The organism is Micromonospora sp. NPDC005163 (assembly GCF_053599835.1).
Genome location: NZ_JBSFYP010000015.1, coordinates 1 through 16,617, shown reverse-complemented (window position 1 = coordinate 16,617; position 16,617 = coordinate 1). Strand labels below are relative to the sequence as shown.

The following is a 16,617-nucleotide window of genomic DNA, read 5'->3' as shown; positions in this document are numbered from 1 at the left end:
GCTGCGCTGATGCTGCTACGCATGTCGACCCTGCTGCTGCGAACGCTGCGCGAGGACCCGGCCGACGCGGAGGTGCCGAGCCACCGGCTCCTGCTGCGCGCCGGCTACATCCGCCGCGCCGCGCCGGGCGGCTACACCTGGCTGCCGCTGGGCAAGCTGGTGCTGGACCGGATCACCGAGGTGGTACGCGGCGAGCTGATCGCGATCGGCGACCAGGAGGTGCACTTCCCGGCGCTGCTGCCGGCGGAGCCGTACCGGACCAGCGGCCGGTGGACGGAGTACGGCGACGACATCTTCACCCTCGCCGACCGACGCGGCGCCGAGTACCTGTTGGCACCCACCCACGAGGAGCTGGCAGCACTGCTGGTCAAGGACCTGTTCACCTCGTACCGGGACTTCCCGGTGACGCTGTTCCAGGTGCAGACCAAGTTCCGGGACGAGGCACGGCCGCGGGCCGGTCTGCTGCGCGGCCGGGAGTTCCTCATGAAGGACGCGTACTCCTTCGACCTGGACGAGGCGGGGCTGCGGGACGCGTACGGGCGGCACCGGGCGGCGTACCAGCGGATCTTCGACCGGCTGGGCCTGGACTACACGGTGGTGCACGCGATGTCCGGGGCGATGGGCGGCTCGGCGTCGGAGGAGTTCCTGGCCGCGACGCCGGTCGGCGAGGACACCTTCGTCGGCTGCACCGCCTGCGACTACGCGGCGAACACCGAGGCGGTCACCACCCGGGTGCCGGCCGCCGGCGACCCGACCGCGCAGCCGGCCGTCGAGGTGCACGACACTCCCGAGACCCCGACGATCGCCAGCCTGGTCGAGCTGGCCAACGCGCGCCGGCTGGGTGGCCGGGACGGCTGGACGGCCGCCGACACCCTGAAGAACGTCGTGCTGGCCGTCCGTCTGCCGGGCGCGGACCGGGCCGAGCCGCTGGTGGTCGGCGTTCCTGGTGACCGGGAGGTCGACCTGAAGCGGGTGGACGCCGCGCTGCACCCGGCCCAGGTGGCCGTCTTCGAGGAGTGGGCCGACCATCCCGAGCTGGTTCGCGGGTACATCGGGCCGCAACTGCTCGACAAGCTGGGCATCCGCTACCTCGTCGACCCGCGGGTGGTGCCCGGCTCGGCCTGGTTGACCGGGGCGAACGAGCCGGGCCGGCACGCGACGGACGTGGTCTGCGGGCGGGACTTCACGCCCGACGGCACGATCGAGGCGGCCGACGTACGGGCCGGCGACCCCTGCCCGACCTGCGAGGGTGGCCAGCTGACCATCCGGCGGGGCATCGAGATCGGGCACATCTTCCAACTCGGCCGCCGGTTCACCGACGCGTTCGCGGTCGACGTGCTCGGTCCGGCGGGCAAGCCGGTCCGGCCGACCATGGGCTGCTACGGCATCGGGGTGTCGCGGGCGGTGGCGGCGATCGCCGAGCAGCACCACGACGACCGGGGGCTGGTGTGGCCGGCGGCGGTCGCGCCGTGTGACGTACACCTGGTCGTGGCGGGCAAGGGGCCGCAGCTCGACGCGGCGCTGGAGCTCGGCGGGCGGCTCGCGGCCGCCGGCCTGCGGGTGCTGGTCGACGACCGGACGCATGTCTCGGCCGGGGTGAAGTTCACCGACGCCGAGCTGATCGGTGTGCCGCGCGCCGTCGTGGTCGGCCGACGGCTGGCCGACGGGTACGTCGAGCTGCGCGAGCGGGCCGGCGACGGGCGCACCGAGCTGCCGTTGGACGGTCTGGTGGAACGGTTGGTCGACGAGGTACGCCGGGAACGTGGGACCGTGGTGTAGCCACCGCGGCACGGGGTACCGCAGTTCGATCGGGTGGATATGTCTTCGGAGGCTCTGATGACCGGTTACCGGGTCAGCGACGTGATGACCAAGCAGGTGGTGTACCTGCCGGCGGAGACCACCCTGGACGAGGCGGCCAGGGTGATGAAGGAGGCGGACATCGGTGACGTGGTGGTCACCGACGGCGCCAGCCTCGCCGGCATGCTCACCGACCGCGACATCGTGGTCCGGGCGGTGGCCGAGAACATCTCGCCGGCCGCCACGACCATCGGCTCGATCGTCACCCGCGAGGTCGTCATGATCGAGCAGCACTGCACGGCGGGCGAGGCGGCGGCGTTGATGCGGGACCGGGGCATCCGCCGGGTGCTGGTCTGCGACACCCACCGCAAGCTGGTCGGCATCGTCTCGCTCGGCGACCTGGCCATGCAGCTCGACCCGACGAGCGCCCTCAGCGAGATCAGCGAGCAGTCCCCCACCGTGTGAGGAAGGGCCCCTTCCTATCGCCTCAGGTAGAGGAAGGGGCCCCTATTAGCAGCGGTAGCCTCGACGCATGGCTGACATGCCGGCCCGACTGGCCGAGATCGTCGACGAGTTCGCCTCCGCGCCGCGCGACCTGGTGCTGGAGATGCTGCTCGAGTACGCCGACGTCATCCCGCCGCTCCCGGTGGAGGCCGCCGAGCGCGAGGGCATGGAGCAGGTGCCGGAGTGCCAGACGGCGTTCTTCCTACGCGCCCGGGTGACGCCGGACGGGGTCGTCGAGACGCTCTTCGACTGTCCACCGGAGGCGCCGACCACCCGGGCCTTCGCCGGGATCCTCGCCGAAGGGTTGGCCGGCGCGAGCGCCGAGGAGGTGCTGGCCGTGCCGGACGACCTCTACCAGCGGATGGGCCTGGCGCAGGCGATCAGCCCGCTGCGGGTGCGCGGCGGCACCGCGATCCTGGGCCGGCTCAAGCGCCAGGTACGGGAACAGATCGGCTGACCAGGGAGTTGGCACCGATCATGGAGATCGAGATCTACGCGGACGTCGTGTGCCCGTGGTGTTACATCGGCAAGCGCCGGCTGGAGAAGGCGCTCGCCAGCTACGACGGCGAGGTGACCGTCCGCTACCGGCCGTTCCAACTCGATCCGTCGCCGGTGGCCGAGCCCCGTCCGCTGATGGAGGCGATGGCCGCCAAGTTCGGCGGCCCGGAGCGGGCCCGGCAGATGTTCGCCCACGTGACCGGGATCGCGGCCGGTGACGGGCTCCGGCTCGACTTCGACCGGGCGGTGGCCGCCAACACCTTCGACGCGCACCGGCTGGTCTCATACGCGACCGACCACGGCCGGGCCGCCGACATGGTGGAGGCGCTCTATCAGGCGTACTTCACCCAGGGCGTCGACGTCGGCTCCCACGAGGCCCTGGCCACGGTGGCCGGCGGCATCGGCCTGGACGCCGCCGACGTGCGCAGGTTCCTCGACTCCGACGAGCGGGCCACCGACATCGCCGCCGAGTTGGCCGCCGCGCGGGAGCTGGGCGTCACCAGCGTGCCGACCTTCGTGCTGGCCGGAAAGTACGCGGTCACCGGCGCACAGGAGACCCAGACGCTGCTCGCCGCGCTGGCGGAGGTCGAGCAGCGCGAGTGCGGAGCACACTCGCACTGAGTCAGGCCGCAGCCGGCCAGGCACCCGGCATCGACCGGCGTGATGTTTCACGTGCAACGGTATCGATGCGGGTGCCTGGTCAGGCCGGTCGGGCCAGGCCCTCCACCACCTGCGCGCCGGGCAGCACGCCGAGCGCCGGCCCGGGAAGCGCGATCTTGCTGTGCCGTACGCCGGACCCGATGATCACGTGCGGCGTCGCGATCACCCGCGAGTCCACCAGGATCGGCCACTGCGCCGGCAACCCGATCGGGGTGATGCCGCCGTACTCCATGCCGGTGAGCGCGACCGCGTCGTCCATCGGAGCGAAGCTCGCCTTCCGCACGTCGAGCGCCCGGCGGGCCACTCCGTTCACGTCGGCACGGGTGGTGGCCAGGATGATGCAGGCCGCGTAGCGGACCACACCCTCGCGCTTGCCGGCCACCACCACGCAGTTGGCCGACACGTCCAGCCCCACCTCGTACGCCGCGCAGAACGCGGCCGTGTCGGCGAGATCGGCGTCGATCGGGGCGACCAGCACCTCGTCGACGTCCATCGGCGCGTCGGCGGGCCACTGCGCGATCGCCTCCGCCACCGGCGGTGCGAGCAGGTCCAGTCGGGCACGGGCCGGTTCGGTCTTCAGCGTTCCCATCACGGATGCGATCCTCGCACCCGCCACGCCGAACCGCCCGGCGACTCCCGAACCGTCCCACGATCCCGAGCCGCCACGCGGCCCCGCCCGTCCGGGGCCGAGCCGACCGGCGGCTCAGCTGCCGGCGAGGAAGGCGTTCTCGCGCAGGAAGGTGCGGTCGCGGGAGGCGGCCAACTCCTCGGCGCGCTGGGCCTTGGCTCGGAACAGCTCCACGTCCTCCAGCGCGTGCCGGACACCCAGCCGGATCACGCCGTAGAGGAAGACGAAGCCGAAGACATAAAGGATCACGGTGGTGACGACTGCGAACATGGCGTCACCGTAAGACGAACGTGAACCGGTGTACGTCTCATCTCCGCCCGGTTCCCCCGTACGTGTCAGCGAGGTGATCGGCCCAGGTGCGAACGCCTCGGGGCAGCACCTCGGTGACCAGGCCGCCGGCGCGCAGTTCACGACCCAGCCGGCCGGGGATCCGCACCGGCAGCAGGGGCCGGCGTGATCCCCGGGCCTCCCGCCAGGCGCGGACCGCCTCGTCGAAGCGGAGCACCTGCGGCCCGCCGTACTCCTCGATGCCGCCCAGCGGGCCGGCGACCAGGCGAGCCGCCAGCCGCGCCGCAACCTCGCCCGGGTCGATCGGCTGGGCGAGCACCGCGCGGTCGCCGATCACCAGCCCCAGCCGCGCGCTGGCGGTCAGCATGTCGTCCAGGAACTGCGGGAACTGGGTCGCCCGCAGCACCGACCACGGCACCGGGCCGGCCGCGACCACCTGCTCGGCGGCGAGCTTGTGCCGGTAGTACGGGATGGGGACCCGGTCCACGCCGACGATCGAGACGTACACCAGGTGCCGGACACCGGCGGCGCCGGCGGCGACCACCAGCCGACGCGTGCCCAGCACGTCCACCTGGTAGGTCCGCCGACCCTGGGGTGCGGACGCCAGGTGCAGCACCGCGTCCATCCCGGCCACCGCCTCGGTCAGCCCCTCCCCGGTGGCCAGGTCGGTCGCCACCCACTCGACCTCGCCGCCGGCACGCGGCCGTCGGCTGGTCGCCCGGATGGTGACTCCGTCGTCGCGCAGCCGGGCCAGCACCGCGTGGCCCAGGCGACCGCTCGCTCCGGTGACCAGAACCCTCATCCCGTCCTCCCATCCCGCCGCGAAACCACGGCATCCGCCAGCCCATCGACCCGTCCGGCGCGGCCGCGCCGCCCGTGGGCCACCCGCTGTTGACGGCGACCCGGCACGGCCCGTGACCGGGTGTGCGGCGGCTCACCCCGAACGGATCAGGTCCAGCACGGTCAGCAGCGTGAAGAACGCGATCAACACTTCGCTGACCACCCAGGCGTGCCCCTGGGCCCACTCCCGCATCCGGGCCAGCACCCGTGCCGCGCGCCGCCCGAGCAGGAGCAGCGCCAGCAGCGGCAGGGCGAGCAACGTCACCGTGAACAGCACGAACGGCAGCAGGTGCCACCACGGCAGGTTGTGCCGGGCCACGCTCGCCCCGACGGCGGCCATGGTCAGGTCATCGGTGGGCGTCACCACGAAGAGCAGCGCGCCCAGTCGCAACGCCCAGGCGGGGTCGGCGTGCCCGATGCTCCCCAGCCACTTCGGCTGACCGGCCCGGTTCCGACGCAGCCAGACCACCACCGCCAGGCTGACGAGCAGGACGAGCACCACCAGGTCGATGACGGGCCCGCGATCGAGCCGGCCCGCGACGGCCGTCGCATCGGCGGCCGGGCGGCCCACCAGCCGGACGAGCAGCCACGCCACCGTCACCCCGGCGGCGACCACCAGCCCGGCGCCGGCGAGGAAGCCCAGCGACGCTGCCCGGGGACGGTCCGACGACGCGAGGAAGACCGCCACGACCAACTGGGTCCCGGCGACCATCACCACGGCCAACGGAAGGACGGTCAGGAAGTTCATCGCCCGCCATCCTCCCGGCCCACCGGCGCCGGACGCCGCTGAATCCACGGATCACCCGCCCGGCCGCGCCCTCCCGCAACCACCACCCGGCCGGCCAGCAGCGCACCGAGCAACGCCAACCCGGCGGCCACCACCAGGGTCGCCGTGTAGCTGGCCGGGCCCGGCGCGCTCCCGGCGGCCAGCACGGCGCCGGTGAGCGCCAGCACGGTCGCCGCGAAGAGCGAGTCGCCCAGCTGCAGCGAGGAACTGTTCCGGCCCTGCTCCCCGGGGGCGGACAGCTCCAGGGTGAGCACCGACAGCGACGGATAGAGCAACCCCATGCCGAGGCCGGCCACCGCCCAGCCCAGCACCGCGACGGCCACCGGCAGCTCGGGCCGGACGGCCAGCGCCACCGTGGCGGTGCCGATCGTGATGCAGCTCAACCCGGCCCGCGGCAGGCTCGCGCGGGAGGCCGGCAGCGGGATCCGGCCCTGCACCCAGGAGCCCACCGACCAGGCCAGCGCCCCGACCGTGAGAACCAGCCCGGCGGCGGTCGGCGACAGACCCCGCTCCCGGGACAGCATCAACGGGATGACCACCTCGGCGCCGACGAACGCCGCCGAGGCCAGACCGCGCAGCCCGACCACGGTGGGCAGGCCCCGGGCCGCCCGTAGGAAGCCGGGCGGCAGCAGGCGCGGAGCGCAGACCAGCAGGCCGGTCACCGCGAGCGCGATCAGGACCACGGCGGCGGCACCGCGCTGCTGTCCCCCGATGTGCAGCAGTGCGGCGCTCACCGCCGCCCCGCACGCCCAGCCGATGCGGGCCGCCGCGCCCGCCGCCGGCCGGGTCGGCACAGTCCGGTCCAGCGACCGCAGGCCGGGATGGATCAACAGCACGGCCGGCACCGCCACCGCCGGCACCGCCAGGAAGACCCACCGCCAGCCCAGGTACTCGACGATCAGGCCCGCCAGCGCCGGCCCGACCAGCGACGGTACGACCCACGCCGCCGCGAACGCGGCGAAGATCCGCCGGTGCAGCTCCTCCGGGTACGCGTGCCCGACGATCACGTAGAGCGCCACCGAGAGCAGCCCGGAGCCGAACCCCTGCACCACCCGGCCGACGACCAGCGCACCCATCACGGGGGCGGTCCCGGCGATCAGCAGTCCGACCACGAACCAGGCGACGCCGTGCCACATCGGCCCCCGAGGCCCACGCGAGTCGCACCAGATACCGGAGACCACCATGGCCAGCACACCCGCGGCGAACGGGCCGCCGAAGGCGATGCCGTACAGCGCCAGCCCGTCCAGGCTGCGGGCGACGGTCGGCATCGCCGTACCGACCGCCAGCGCCTCGAACGCGAGCAGCGAGATCAGCGCGACACTGCCCACCGTCATCGCGCGCAGCCGGGGCGCGAACAGCCCCGGCGGGGCCGGTACGACGGTGGCGGTCACCGAGCACCCGCCGAGCGGGCGTCGGGCGGGCGGGTCCCCAGAGGTGTGCGCGGCATGCGCCCAGCCTGCGACCTCAACCCGGATTCAGGTCAACCGGTGTGACCCGGCTCTCGTCAGGCGTTCTCCAGCGCCTCCCCGACGCCTCGTACCAGTCCCGAGAAGTGCTGGTCCGACAGGAGGTGGCCGGCGGTGATCACCAGGGCCAGCGGCCATTCGATGACCTGGAGTGCGGCGAGCACCCCGAGCCCGGCGTAGTACGCGATCCGGTCCGGCGGCGGCACCGCCACCTGACCCAGCATCGGCACCTCCACCCGCCGGCCGTACGTCCGGACGTTCTCCTGCGCGCCGTTGAGGTGTCGCGTCAGCGTGCTCATTCGGCCTCCCCGTATCCGTTGACGTTCGCCGGATTCCACCGCCCACCCCGTCCATGCGCCGCCGCCTGCGGAAAGTTCCGCTGCTCGCGGGGCATAACGGATGGCAGGCCGGGAAGCCAGGCCGCCGGACGCGAGGCGGCGGGAGGGCGACGATGGGCGTGGGTGGGAGCAGCAGCTACGGGGAGTCGGGCCGGCGTCCGTCCAGTCGTACGCCTCGATGACGGCGGCGGGCCGGGCCGTCGGCCGCCTCCTGCCGTCCTTCGGCCTGCCGAATCTGGTCGGCGAGGCGTCCCGGACCGTGGGCTCGGCCGCGACCCGGCTGGCCCGGACGGCCGGTCTGACCCGGCGTCGGGTCTGGTCCCGGCCCGGCCGGCACCACATCGAGGTGCACGGTGTCTGCCAGGACGGCGGTGACCGGCTGGCCCGGCAGGTGGAGGGCGCGCTGGAGCGAATGCCGGGGGTCGCCTGGGCCCGGGTCAACGCGCCGTCCGGCCGGGTGGTGGTGGCCGTGCGGGCACCAGAGCCGAAGCTGCCGGACCTGATCGCCACGATCGCCCGGGTCGAGAAGACCTGTGACCACGAGCCCGACCCGGAGATCCCGCCGCCGCACCCACCGGAGGAGGGGCCCCGAACTCCCCGCACCCTCGGTGCGCTCGCCTCGGACGCGTTGGGCCTGACCATCTCGGCGGCCACCCGGATCCTGCCGTTCACGCCGGTGCCCGCCGAGGTGGCCGGGTTGCTCACCGCGGTGGACCTGCAACCCAAGCTGCATGCATTCGCCGCCCGAGGTCTACGCGCCGATCCGCGCGCCGACATCCTCTTTCCGCTCGCCGAAGCGGTGGTGCTGGGCCTGGCCGGAGGCTGGGCCGGGATAGTCCTGGACGGCGCTCAACGCATCGTGCAGTGGGGCGAGGCGCGGGCGCAGCTCGCCGCGTGGGAACGGGCCGAGCCACGGCTGACCGGCGACCCGGAACGCGCCACCGCCCGGTGGCCGGTGGTCGAACGCCCCCGGCCCAAGCCGGACGGCCCGGTCGAGCGGTACATCAGCCGGATGCTGGCCGCCGGCGCGGCGGCTGCCGCTGCCGCGACGCCCTTCGCCGGCCCCAAGCGGGCCGCCGCGCTGGGCCTGTCCGCGTTGCCCAAGGCCCCCGGCAGTGGACGCGAGGGGTACGCCGCTCAGCTCGGCCGGATCCTGGCCCGGCGCGGCGTGATCGCGATGGACCGCAGCGTGCTGCGCGAGCTCGACCGGATCGACACGCTGGTGTTGGACGCCGCGGTGCTCGGCTCGGACCGGGGTGTGCTGGCCGACCTGGCCCCGGCGCGGGACGTGGACGTCGAGCAGGTGGCCGAACGGGCGTTCGCGTTGTTCGACCCGGCTGATCCGGCCGGCTCACGGGCGGCGGACGGCTGGCGGCTCGGGCCACTGGACCAACTGCCCCCCAGCGATCCTGACGACACGCCCGACGGCGACCGGCTGCGGGCCGCCGGTGGTCAGCTGCTCGGCCTGGCCCATGGCGACCGGCTCGCCGCACTGCTCCGGGTCGAACCGGAGCCCGCGCCGGGTGTCGACAGCCTGCCGGCCGCGGCCCGGCAGGCCGGCCTGCGGCTGGTCGTGGCCGGCGGTGACGAGCAGCGGTACGGCTTCGCCGACGCGATGCTGCCCGGCGGGGACCAGCTGACCGACTCGGTACGTGCGTTGCAGCGCGACGGGGCGGTGGTGATGCTGGTGTCCGGGGACCGGTCGGCGCTGGGCGCGTCCGACTGCGGCCTCGGGGTGTCGGCTCCGGAGGAGCTGCCGCCGTGGGGCGCGCACCTGCTGGTCGGCGCGGACCTCCGGACGGTGGCGCTGATGGTGGAGGCGACCGGGGTGGCCCGGCGCATGACCGAACAGAACGTTCGACTGGCCATGGCCGGCACCGGTCTCGGGGCGCTCGGCGCGTTCACCGCCGCTCCGACCCAGTTGCCCGGCCGGTCGATAGGCGCCGTGAACGGCGCGGCCGGGCTGGCCTTCGCGCACGGCGTCTGGCGGGCCCGGCGGCTGCCGGACCGGTCGGACACTCCGGCGCCGGTGGCGACCGCCTGGCACCTGATGCCGGTCGGCGCCGTGTTCGACCGGCTCGGCACCGGACCGGACGGGCTGGACAGCGCTGAGGCGCAGCGCCGACAGGACGGGCAGGGCCCGAGCGGCGTCCACGCATCCGAAAGCGGTGGTCTGCTGCGTGCCTTCGTGGACGAGCTCGCGAACCCGCTCACCCCGGTGCTGGCGGCCGGCGCGGTGCTCTCCGCGTCGTTCGGCTCGCTGGTCGATGCCGCGCTGGTGGGCGGCGTGGTCGGCGGGTCCGCCCTGATCGGGGCGGTGCATGAGCGAAACACCGAACGGTCGCTGGCCGAGCTGCTGTCCCGTTCGGCGGTGACCGCCCGGGTCCTCCGCGACGGCGCCGAGCGGGTGGTCGCCGCAGAGGACCTGGTCCTCGGGGACATCATCACCGTCGAGCCGGGTGACTCGGTGCCCGCCGACTGTCGGGTGCTCGAATCGGTGGGGCTGGAGGCGGACGAGTCGTCGCTGACCGGCGAGTCGCTGCCGGTCGCCAAGACCGACCAGCCGGTGGTCGCCGCCGCCGTCGCCGACCGGCACTCGATGCTGTACGAAGGCACCACCGTCGCCGCCGGACACGGCACCGCCGTGGTGGTGGCCACCGGCACCGACACCGAGGCCGGGCGCAGCCTGGCGCTGGTCCGGCAGGCGCCACCCACCAGCGGGGTGGAGGCCCGCCTGAGCTCGTTGACCAGCGCCGCCATCCCGTTGGCCGCCGGCTCGGCGGTGGCGGTGGCCGGCGCTGGCCTGCTCCGGGGCGTACCACTGGCCGAAACGGCGGCGACCGCCGCGAACCTCGCCGTGGCGTCGGTGCCGGAGGGACTGCCGTTTCTGGTCAGCGCGGCGCAGCTGGCCGCCGCCCGGCGGCTGGCCGAGCACGGGGCGCTGGTTCGCAACCCGCGCACCATCGAGGCGTTGGGCCGGGTGGATGTGCTCTGCTTCGACAAGACCGGCACCCTCACCGAGGGTCAGTTGCTGCTCGCCGGGGTCGGCGACGGCGTCGGTGACCGGTACGCGGCGGTGGACCGGCTGGACGATCGCCTCCGGTTGACGCTGGCTGCGGCGCTGCGGGCCACTCCCGCCGCAGCCGATCCGGAGGAGTTGGCGCTCCAGACCGACCGTGCGGTCCGGCGGGGCGCCACGGTGGCCGGGGTCGTGGAGCAGACCGGCGCCGCAGGGTGGCGGGCGGCGGGCAGCCTGCCGTTCGAACCGTCGCGCGGCTACCACGCAAGCATCGGGGAGACCGACGGTCACCTGCTGTTGAGCGTCAAGGGCGCACCGGAGACGGTGCTGCCGCGCTGCTCGGCCCGGCGCACCGATGGCCAACAGGAGCCGCTGGACGACGCCGGACGGGCGGAGCTGCAACGGATGCTGGCCGACCAGGCCGGCGCCGGGCATCGGATCCTGGCCGTCGCCGAGTGCGAGGTGGACGACCCGAAGGTCACCGACGAGGACGTCCGGGCCCTGACCTTCGTGGGTTTCCTCGCCCTCGCGGACGGGGTCCGGGAGAGCGCCGCCCCGGCGGTACGCCGGATCCGGCAGGCCGGCGTACACACCATCATGATCACGGGGGACCATCCGGCCACCGCCGAGGCCATCGCCGCCACCATCAGTGAGCACGACGAGCAGCGGGTGGTCACCGCGGGCGAACTCGACCAGTTGGACGACGAGACGCTCGCCGAGCGGTTGGCCAACACCGACGTGGTGGCCCGCTGCACCCCGGCGCACAAGGTGCGGATCATCCAGGCGTTGCAGAAGTGCGGGCGGACCGTGGCGATGACCGGTGACGGCGCCAACGACGCTCCGGCGATCCGGCTGGCCGACGTCGGGATCGCCCTCGGCCAGCGGGGCACCCCGGCGGCCCGGGCCGCCGCCGACCTGGTGGTCACCGACGACCGGCTGGAGACCATCATCGCCACCCTGGTCGAGGGACGGGCGATGTGGTCGTCGGTGCGGCACGCGCTCAGCATCCTGGTCGGCGGCAACCTCGGCGAGATCGCGTTCAGCGTGCTCACCGCCGCGGCGACCGGCCGCTCCGCGCTCACCGGACGGCAGCTGCTGCTGGTCAACCTCCTCACCGACCTGGCGCCGGCGCTCGCCATCGCGATCCGCCCGCCCGCGGCGGACCGCACTGACGGCCTGCTCCGGGAGGGCCCGGACGCCTCACTCGGAGAGACGCTCACCAGGGAGATCGGGCTGCGCGCGGCGGCCACCACGCTGGGCGCGACCGCCGGCTGGACGTTGGCCCGGTACACCGGCCGCCGTCAGCGGGCCGGCACCGTCGCGCTGGTCTCCCTGGTCGGCACCCAGCTCGGCCAGACGATCCTGGCCGGCGGCACCAGCCCGGCGGTGCTGGCGTCCACGGCGGCGTCGCTGGGGGTGCTCGTCGTGGTGGTGCAGACGCCGGGGGTGAGCCAGTTCTTCGGCTGCACCCCGCTCGGACCGGTCGGCTGGACCATCGGGGCCGGGTCCGCGCTCGGTGCCACCTTCGCCAATGGCGCGCTCACCAAGCTGGTGGAGCACCTGCCGCAGGCCCGACCCGACCACGGTGGGGCGAGCTGATCCGAGGGCTGACCGTGCCCGACCACGGGGGTCTTCCGCTCACACCTGGCGCACCTTGTGGACGGGCGGCGACAACCGACCGCAGCAGGCACCGGCATTCAGCATCCACTCAATGGTCTGACCGATGTCGCCGAACGCCGCCACGGGTGACTGCCCCCACAGTTGTGGACTGATCAGTTCCCTACCTCTATGGTTGTCGCATGGGCAGGCCAAGGACGTTCGACATCGACACGGCGGTGAACCGTGCGATGGAGTTGTTCTGGCGTCAGGGGTTTGAGGCGACCTCGACGGAGGATCTCGTGGAGGGCCTCGGAATCGCCCGCGGCAGCCTGTACAAGGCGTTCGGATCCAAGGAGCAGCTCTACGCGCTGGCGCTTCGCCGTTACTGCCAGCGCCACGCGGCGGGGCTGATCGAGGTGTTGGACCGGGCGGAGCAGGTGCGTCCTGCGCTCCGGGCGGTGCTCCTGGAGCTGGTGGAGACCGACCTGGCCGATCCGGAGCTGGGCTGCCTGCTGGTCAACGCGACCACGGAGCGCTCGGCGCATCCGGAAACGGTGCAGCAGGTTTCGCGCACGATGGGTCAGATCGAGTCGGCCCTGGCCGGGGCGTTGGAGCGGGCGCGGGTCCGCGGTGAGATCGCGGCGGACAAGAAACCGCAGGAGCTGGCCCAGTTCCTGACCACGTTCCTGCAGGGTCTCCGGGTGATGGGTAAGGCCCGCGCGGATCGAGCGTTCCTCGACAACGCCGTGGAGGTCGCTTTGGGCGCCCTCGACTGACTTTTTGCTGCCCGAATTAGGAACAGATCAGTCAACAATCAGGAGTGGTAATGAATCTCGAACTGCAGGGCAAGGTCGCCATCGTCACCGGCGCAAGCAGGGGCATCGGTCTCACCACCGTGGCGGCATTGCTCGACGAGGGTGCGCACGTGGTGGCGAACAGCCGCACGAGCACGCCGGAGCTCGACGCCCAGGCTGCGCGCGGGGCCACCGTGGTGCTGGCCGACATCACCGACGCGGATACCCCGCAGCGGCTCGTCGACGCCGCGCTGTCGACGTACGGGCGACTGGATGTGCTGGTCAACAACGTTGGTGCCGGCAGCGTCCGGTCAGGATTCCTCGACGTCGACGACGCCGAGTGGGCACGCGTGTTCGACGTGACGTTCTTCAGCGCCGTACGCACGAGCAGGGCGGCCCTGCCCGCCCTGCTGGACAACGGCGGAACGATCGTCAACATCAGCAGCATCAACGCCCGGCTGCCGTTCCCGATGGTGGTCGATTATTCGGCGGCGAAGGCGGCGGTCGCCAACCTGACCAAGACCCTGTCGGAGGAGTTCGCACCGCGCGGTGTCCGGGTCAATGCCGTCTCGCCCGGCCCGGTGCGGACCCCGTTCTGGACCGGGCCCGACGGTTTCGCCCACGCCGTCGCCGCCAGCGCGGGTGTCACCGCCCAGCAGGCGCTCGACGAGGTCGTGCCGCAGAGCATGGCGATCAGCACCGGCAGGGTCACCGAGGCCGGCGAGGTGGCCGACCTGGTGCTGTTCCTTGCCTCCGCCCGCTCCGCCAACACCACCGGTTCCGAATTCATCCTCGATGGCGGCCAGGTCAAGACCCTGTAACCACGGCTGTCCCTCAGGACGTGGACATCGCGGCCAGGCAGCGCGCGCTGCCTGGCGCCGCGGAAGCTGCCGTGACCGGGATTGAGATCAACCGAGGAAAGTGCTGGTGGAGCCCAGGGGACTCGAACCCCGTGCCGCGGGCTCTCCGCGCGCCTGGACGTTTGTGTACCCGGCGGCAAGCCGCGGAGCGGCGCGGCAGCCGAGCGCCCTGACATCGCCGACGGCCGGCCACGCTGGCGCTCGTCACGGCCCAAATTGCTACTCACGACCAATCCGACGCCTGGCGCGAGATTCAAGGACCCCGTAGGTGACCATTAGAGCCAACGCGGCCAGTAACAGCACAGCACTGATCCACCGGCTCGGAGTGCGCCATGTGCTGGGCGTGACCTCCGTGAGGTTTCCCAGCCCCAGCAGAGCGTAGAACCCCATGCACGCTGCCCCTGCGGCCCACAGCAGGGGGTGATGCACTGTCCGCCCGAACAGCCGAACCGTTGACGCACGTCGGCTGCTGATGACCACCCAGGCAGCACACCCGACCACGGCGACAGCGGCGCTGGCGAGCAGGATGTCCACGGCCGTTGCGCCCGCCTCGTAGGTCGTCACGGGCATCACGGTAGCGGCGGCACACAGCTGCCAGCCTCGGGCATATGGACAGCCGTCGCCTTGTGCGGCGCGTCATGGAACTGCTCGGGCGCTCCACGATCCGGATGACGGCCGACACCTACGGGCACGTCCTGCCCGCGCGGGCTCGTCACGCTGCCTCGGCATCGATCGGGTGCTGGGCGAGGAAGGGACGGCGTGACCGCTTGGCTGTGATCGGGACCCGAGATCAACCAAGGAAAGTGCTGGTGGAGCCCAGGGGACTCGAACCCCTAACCCCTGCCTTGCAAAGATCGAGACTTGTCTCGGAGGGTGTCAGTGACTGCGGCTGACCTGCTCGGCCCGTCGTCTTGGGTCTGCCTATGACGGCGCTAGTCAACGGGCTTGGCTGTACGAATGGCTGTACGTCGCTGTTCCGGCCCTGCGGTCTCTGCACGCTCCTAGGGTGTCCGCCCGGCCTCTTGCGGACTGGACGCGGACCGCTAAGCCCGCGGATCCGTAGCCTCGACGCGAGGCCGGCCACGGATGGGGCAACGACTGGCGTGAGCGACGGGTAACATCGCCACGTTTTGGCCTGCAGCGGGGAGGAAGACCCACATGCGATGGAAGCTACGGGCCGGCGTGCTAATGGCGCTGGCCTTCCTGGTTCCGGCGGCGCCGGCGATGGCTCAAACCGAACCACCCGTGCTAAACGAGGCCTGCCAAACGGTCGAGCGCAAGGTGTACAAGGATATCCGCGAGCTTGTCACCATCGACCTGGATACCGCCACCAATGTAGAGGTGCGCGTGTTGGCCAACCAGATCCTGGCCGCGGCGAACGCCGACTCGTTGCCCGTTCTGCCTGACGCCATTCAGGAGCGCTTGGACGGCACCGCGGATGATCTGCGTGCATTCCTCAAGGCGGACGTGCAGAACGCCTGGTCAACGGCTCTGCGGGTCACGGTGGTCCGGACGTTGACGGGCGCTGGTACCAACGTGAAGGCGGCCGCGCAGAAGGCGCTCGACGACGGGACCATCGATGCCTACCTGGCTTACCTGAACGACGGCCTGTATGCCGCACGTGCGCTTGACTGCGCGTCTCAGCCCGCGCCGACAGCAACGTCTCAGCCCACACCGACGCCGAGCGCCACGCCCAGCGCCACGACGACCGTTGCACCGGCGCCTGCTTCCTCCGCCAGCCTGGGCGCCCCCGGCGGCGGCGAGGGCGGTGGGCTGCCCGTCACCGGTGACGATACCGCGACCGTGGCCGGCATCGGCGGTGCGCTTCTGCTCCTCGGCGGCGCTGGCTACCTGATCGGACGCCGACACCGTTCCCGCTTCGTGGCATAGCCTGCTCGACGCGCCCGGCTCGATGCTCCGTCGGGCTGGGCGCGATCGGCGCTGAGCTTGGCTCGGTTCGTCGCGGCCCGAAGGCGTGCTGCCAGCTGCGAAAGCAACCCGCAACGTATGTGGGCCGACGAGCCGGCGGCAATCCCCGTACCACTGAGGCATCGTGACAATGACGGAAGCGCTTTGGAAGCGCCCAACACTCGCGTCACGGTGGAGGACCGAACTCGCGACGCCAGGACCAGGACGAGGCGGAGGCCGCGGTCAACCTGGCGGTATTCCGGATCAGTGGCTCGCAACGGGTGTGCTGCGGAAGGTTTAGTTGCGCTAGCGGATCTCCTCGTCGGGCAGTCGTAGACCGTCCAGCCTTCCCGGACGGGGCCAAGGTCGTTCGTCCGCTAGGGCGCTCCACCTTGTCCCCGTCCGGGAAGGCTGGTAGCCCTCGTGGTGCCCGGCGAGGTGATCCGCCCTGGCTGATCTCTGAGGAGGGCCGGGGTTCGGGGCAGAGCCCCGAGGTCTTCGAAGTCTGGCAATCCCGAAGCGCGGCCGGCCGGCCCGGCCGATGCCGGCCGGAGGTCGCCAGCAGGCCGGGGCCGGGCCGGCGCGGGGGGGGGGGGCGGGGGGGCGGTTTATTTAAAATGGTATATATGGA

At 72.6% G+C, this 16,617-nt stretch carries 14 protein-coding genes; 8 read left to right on the top strand and 6 right to left on the bottom strand.

Going from position 1 to position 16,617, the window contains the following annotated elements; genetic code table 11:
- The first annotated feature begins 9 nt into the window (after positions 1-9).
- The 4 genes from ACWD6N_RS12980 (at position 10) to ACWD6N_RS12965 (ending at position 3,420) form a co-directional block, all read left to right on the top strand.
- Positions 10-1,779 (top strand): proline--tRNA ligase, encoded by a 1,770-nt coding sequence (locus tag ACWD6N_RS12980; RefSeq protein WP_354966376.1) that lies wholly within the window; start codon positions 10-12, stop codon positions 1,777-1,779.
- A gap of 57 nt (positions 1,780-1,836) precedes the next feature.
- Positions 1,837-2,262 (top strand): CBS domain-containing protein, encoded by a 426-nt coding sequence (locus ACWD6N_RS12975; protein WP_450004763.1) that lies wholly within the window; start codon positions 1,837-1,839, stop codon positions 2,260-2,262.
- Positions 2,263-2,329: 67 nt separating this feature from the next.
- Positions 2,330-2,758 (top strand): SufE family protein, encoded by a 429-nt coding sequence (locus ACWD6N_RS12970; protein ID WP_089018370.1) that lies wholly within the window; start codon positions 2,330-2,332, stop codon positions 2,756-2,758.
- Between the two features lie 20 nt (positions 2,759-2,778).
- Positions 2,779-3,420 carry a DsbA family oxidoreductase gene (locus ACWD6N_RS12965; RefSeq protein ID WP_450004762.1) on the top strand — a complete coding sequence of 214 codons (642 nt, stop codon included), beginning with the start codon at positions 2,779-2,781 and terminating at the stop codon, positions 3,418-3,420.
- Between the two features lie 79 nt (positions 3,421-3,499).
- Here ACWD6N_RS12965 and ACWD6N_RS12960 read toward each other — a convergent pair whose 3' ends face one another.
- The 6 genes from ACWD6N_RS12960 to ACWD6N_RS12935 form a co-directional block, all read right to left on the bottom strand.
- Positions 3,500-4,048, bottom strand: a complete 549-nt coding sequence (locus ACWD6N_RS12960) for a YbaK/EbsC family protein (RefSeq protein WP_354966373.1) — start codon at positions 4,046-4,048, stop codon at positions 3,500-3,502.
- A gap of 114 nt (positions 4,049-4,162) precedes the next feature.
- Positions 4,163-4,357 carry a hypothetical protein gene (locus ACWD6N_RS12955; protein ID WP_354966372.1) on the bottom strand — a complete coding sequence of 65 codons (195 nt, stop codon included), beginning with the start codon at positions 4,355-4,357 and terminating at the stop codon, positions 4,163-4,165.
- 37 nt (positions 4,358-4,394) lie between these two features.
- Entirely contained in the window at positions 4,395-5,177 is a 783-nt protein-coding gene (locus tag ACWD6N_RS12950) for an SDR family oxidoreductase (protein ID WP_354966371.1), read from the bottom strand.
- Positions 5,178-5,309: 132 nt separating this feature from the next.
- Positions 5,310-5,963 carry a GAP family protein gene (locus ACWD6N_RS12945; protein WP_450004761.1) on the bottom strand — a complete coding sequence of 218 codons (654 nt, stop codon included), beginning with the start codon at positions 5,961-5,963 and terminating at the stop codon, positions 5,310-5,312.
- Positions 5,960-7,393, bottom strand: coding sequence for an MFS transporter (locus tag ACWD6N_RS12940; protein WP_450004760.1), 1,434 nt, complete (start codon positions 7,391-7,393; stop codon positions 5,960-5,962). The genes ACWD6N_RS12945 and ACWD6N_RS12940 overlap by 4 nt, the downstream gene beginning before the upstream one ends.
- A 113-nt stretch (positions 7,394-7,506) precedes the next feature.
- Positions 7,507-7,767 (bottom strand): hypothetical protein, encoded by a 261-nt coding sequence (locus ACWD6N_RS12935; protein WP_354966368.1) that lies wholly within the window; start codon positions 7,765-7,767, stop codon positions 7,507-7,509.
- A gap of 217 nt (positions 7,768-7,984) precedes the next feature.
- Between ACWD6N_RS12935 and ACWD6N_RS12930 the strand changes: the two genes are divergently transcribed.
- From ACWD6N_RS12930 to ACWD6N_RS12915, 4 genes are all read left to right on the top strand, one after another.
- A complete protein-coding gene (locus ACWD6N_RS12930) occupies positions 7,985-12,424 on the top strand; it encodes an HAD-IC family P-type ATPase (protein WP_450004780.1) in 4,440 nt (1,479 codons plus the stop codon).
- 200 nt (positions 12,425-12,624) lie between these two features.
- Positions 12,625-13,200 (top strand): TetR/AcrR family transcriptional regulator, encoded by a 576-nt coding sequence (locus ACWD6N_RS12925; protein ID WP_354966367.1) that lies wholly within the window; start codon positions 12,625-12,627, stop codon positions 13,198-13,200.
- A gap of 50 nt (positions 13,201-13,250) precedes the next feature.
- Positions 13,251-14,039: an SDR family NAD(P)-dependent oxidoreductase gene (locus tag ACWD6N_RS12920; protein ID WP_450004759.1), complete on the top strand. Its 789-nt coding sequence runs from the start codon at positions 13,251-13,253 to the stop codon at positions 14,037-14,039.
- A 1,197-nt stretch (positions 14,040-15,236) separates the two neighbouring features.
- Positions 15,237-15,968: an LPXTG cell wall anchor domain-containing protein gene (locus ACWD6N_RS12915; protein ID WP_450004758.1), complete on the top strand. Its 732-nt coding sequence runs from the start codon at positions 15,237-15,239 to the stop codon at positions 15,966-15,968.
- The last annotated feature ends 649 nt before the right edge of the window (positions 15,969-16,617 follow it).

Excerpts from the sequence above, each read along its gene's own strand:
- ACWD6N_RS12980 (WP_354966376.1), top strand. The coding sequence starts at position 10 with ATGCTGCTACGCATGTCGACCCTGCTGCTGCGAACGCTGCGCGAGGAC.
- ACWD6N_RS12975 (WP_450004763.1), top strand. The coding sequence starts at position 1,837 with ATGACCGGTTACCGGGTCAGCGACGTGATGACCAAGCAGGTGGTGTAC.
- ACWD6N_RS12970 (WP_089018370.1), top strand. The coding sequence starts at position 2,330 with ATGGCTGACATGCCGGCCCGACTGGCCGAGATCGTCGACGAGTTCGCC.
- ACWD6N_RS12965 (WP_450004762.1), top strand. The coding sequence starts at position 2,779 with ATGGAGATCGAGATCTACGCGGACGTCGTGTGCCCGTGGTGTTACATC.
- ACWD6N_RS12960 (WP_354966373.1), bottom strand. The coding sequence starts at position 4,048 with ATGGGAACGCTGAAGACCGAACCGGCCCGTGCCCGACTGGACCTGCTC.
- ACWD6N_RS12955 (WP_354966372.1), bottom strand. The coding sequence starts at position 4,357 with ATGTTCGCAGTCGTCACCACCGTGATCCTTTATGTCTTCGGCTTCGTC.
- ACWD6N_RS12950 (WP_354966371.1), bottom strand. The coding sequence starts at position 5,177 with ATGAGGGTTCTGGTCACCGGAGCGAGCGGTCGCCTGGGCCACGCGGTG.
- ACWD6N_RS12945 (WP_450004761.1), bottom strand. The coding sequence starts at position 5,963 with ATGAACTTCCTGACCGTCCTTCCGTTGGCCGTGGTGATGGTCGCCGGG.
- ACWD6N_RS12935 (WP_354966368.1), bottom strand. The coding sequence starts at position 7,767 with ATGAGCACGCTGACGCGACACCTCAACGGCGCGCAGGAGAACGTCCGG.
- ACWD6N_RS12930 (WP_450004780.1), top strand. The coding sequence starts at position 7,985 with ATGACGGCGGCGGGCCGGGCCGTCGGCCGCCTCCTGCCGTCCTTCGGC.
- ACWD6N_RS12925 (WP_354966367.1), top strand. The coding sequence starts at position 12,625 with ATGGGCAGGCCAAGGACGTTCGACATCGACACGGCGGTGAACCGTGCG.
- ACWD6N_RS12920 (WP_450004759.1), top strand. The coding sequence starts at position 13,251 with ATGAATCTCGAACTGCAGGGCAAGGTCGCCATCGTCACCGGCGCAAGC.
- ACWD6N_RS12915 (WP_450004758.1), top strand. The coding sequence starts at position 15,237 with ATGCGATGGAAGCTACGGGCCGGCGTGCTAATGGCGCTGGCCTTCCTG.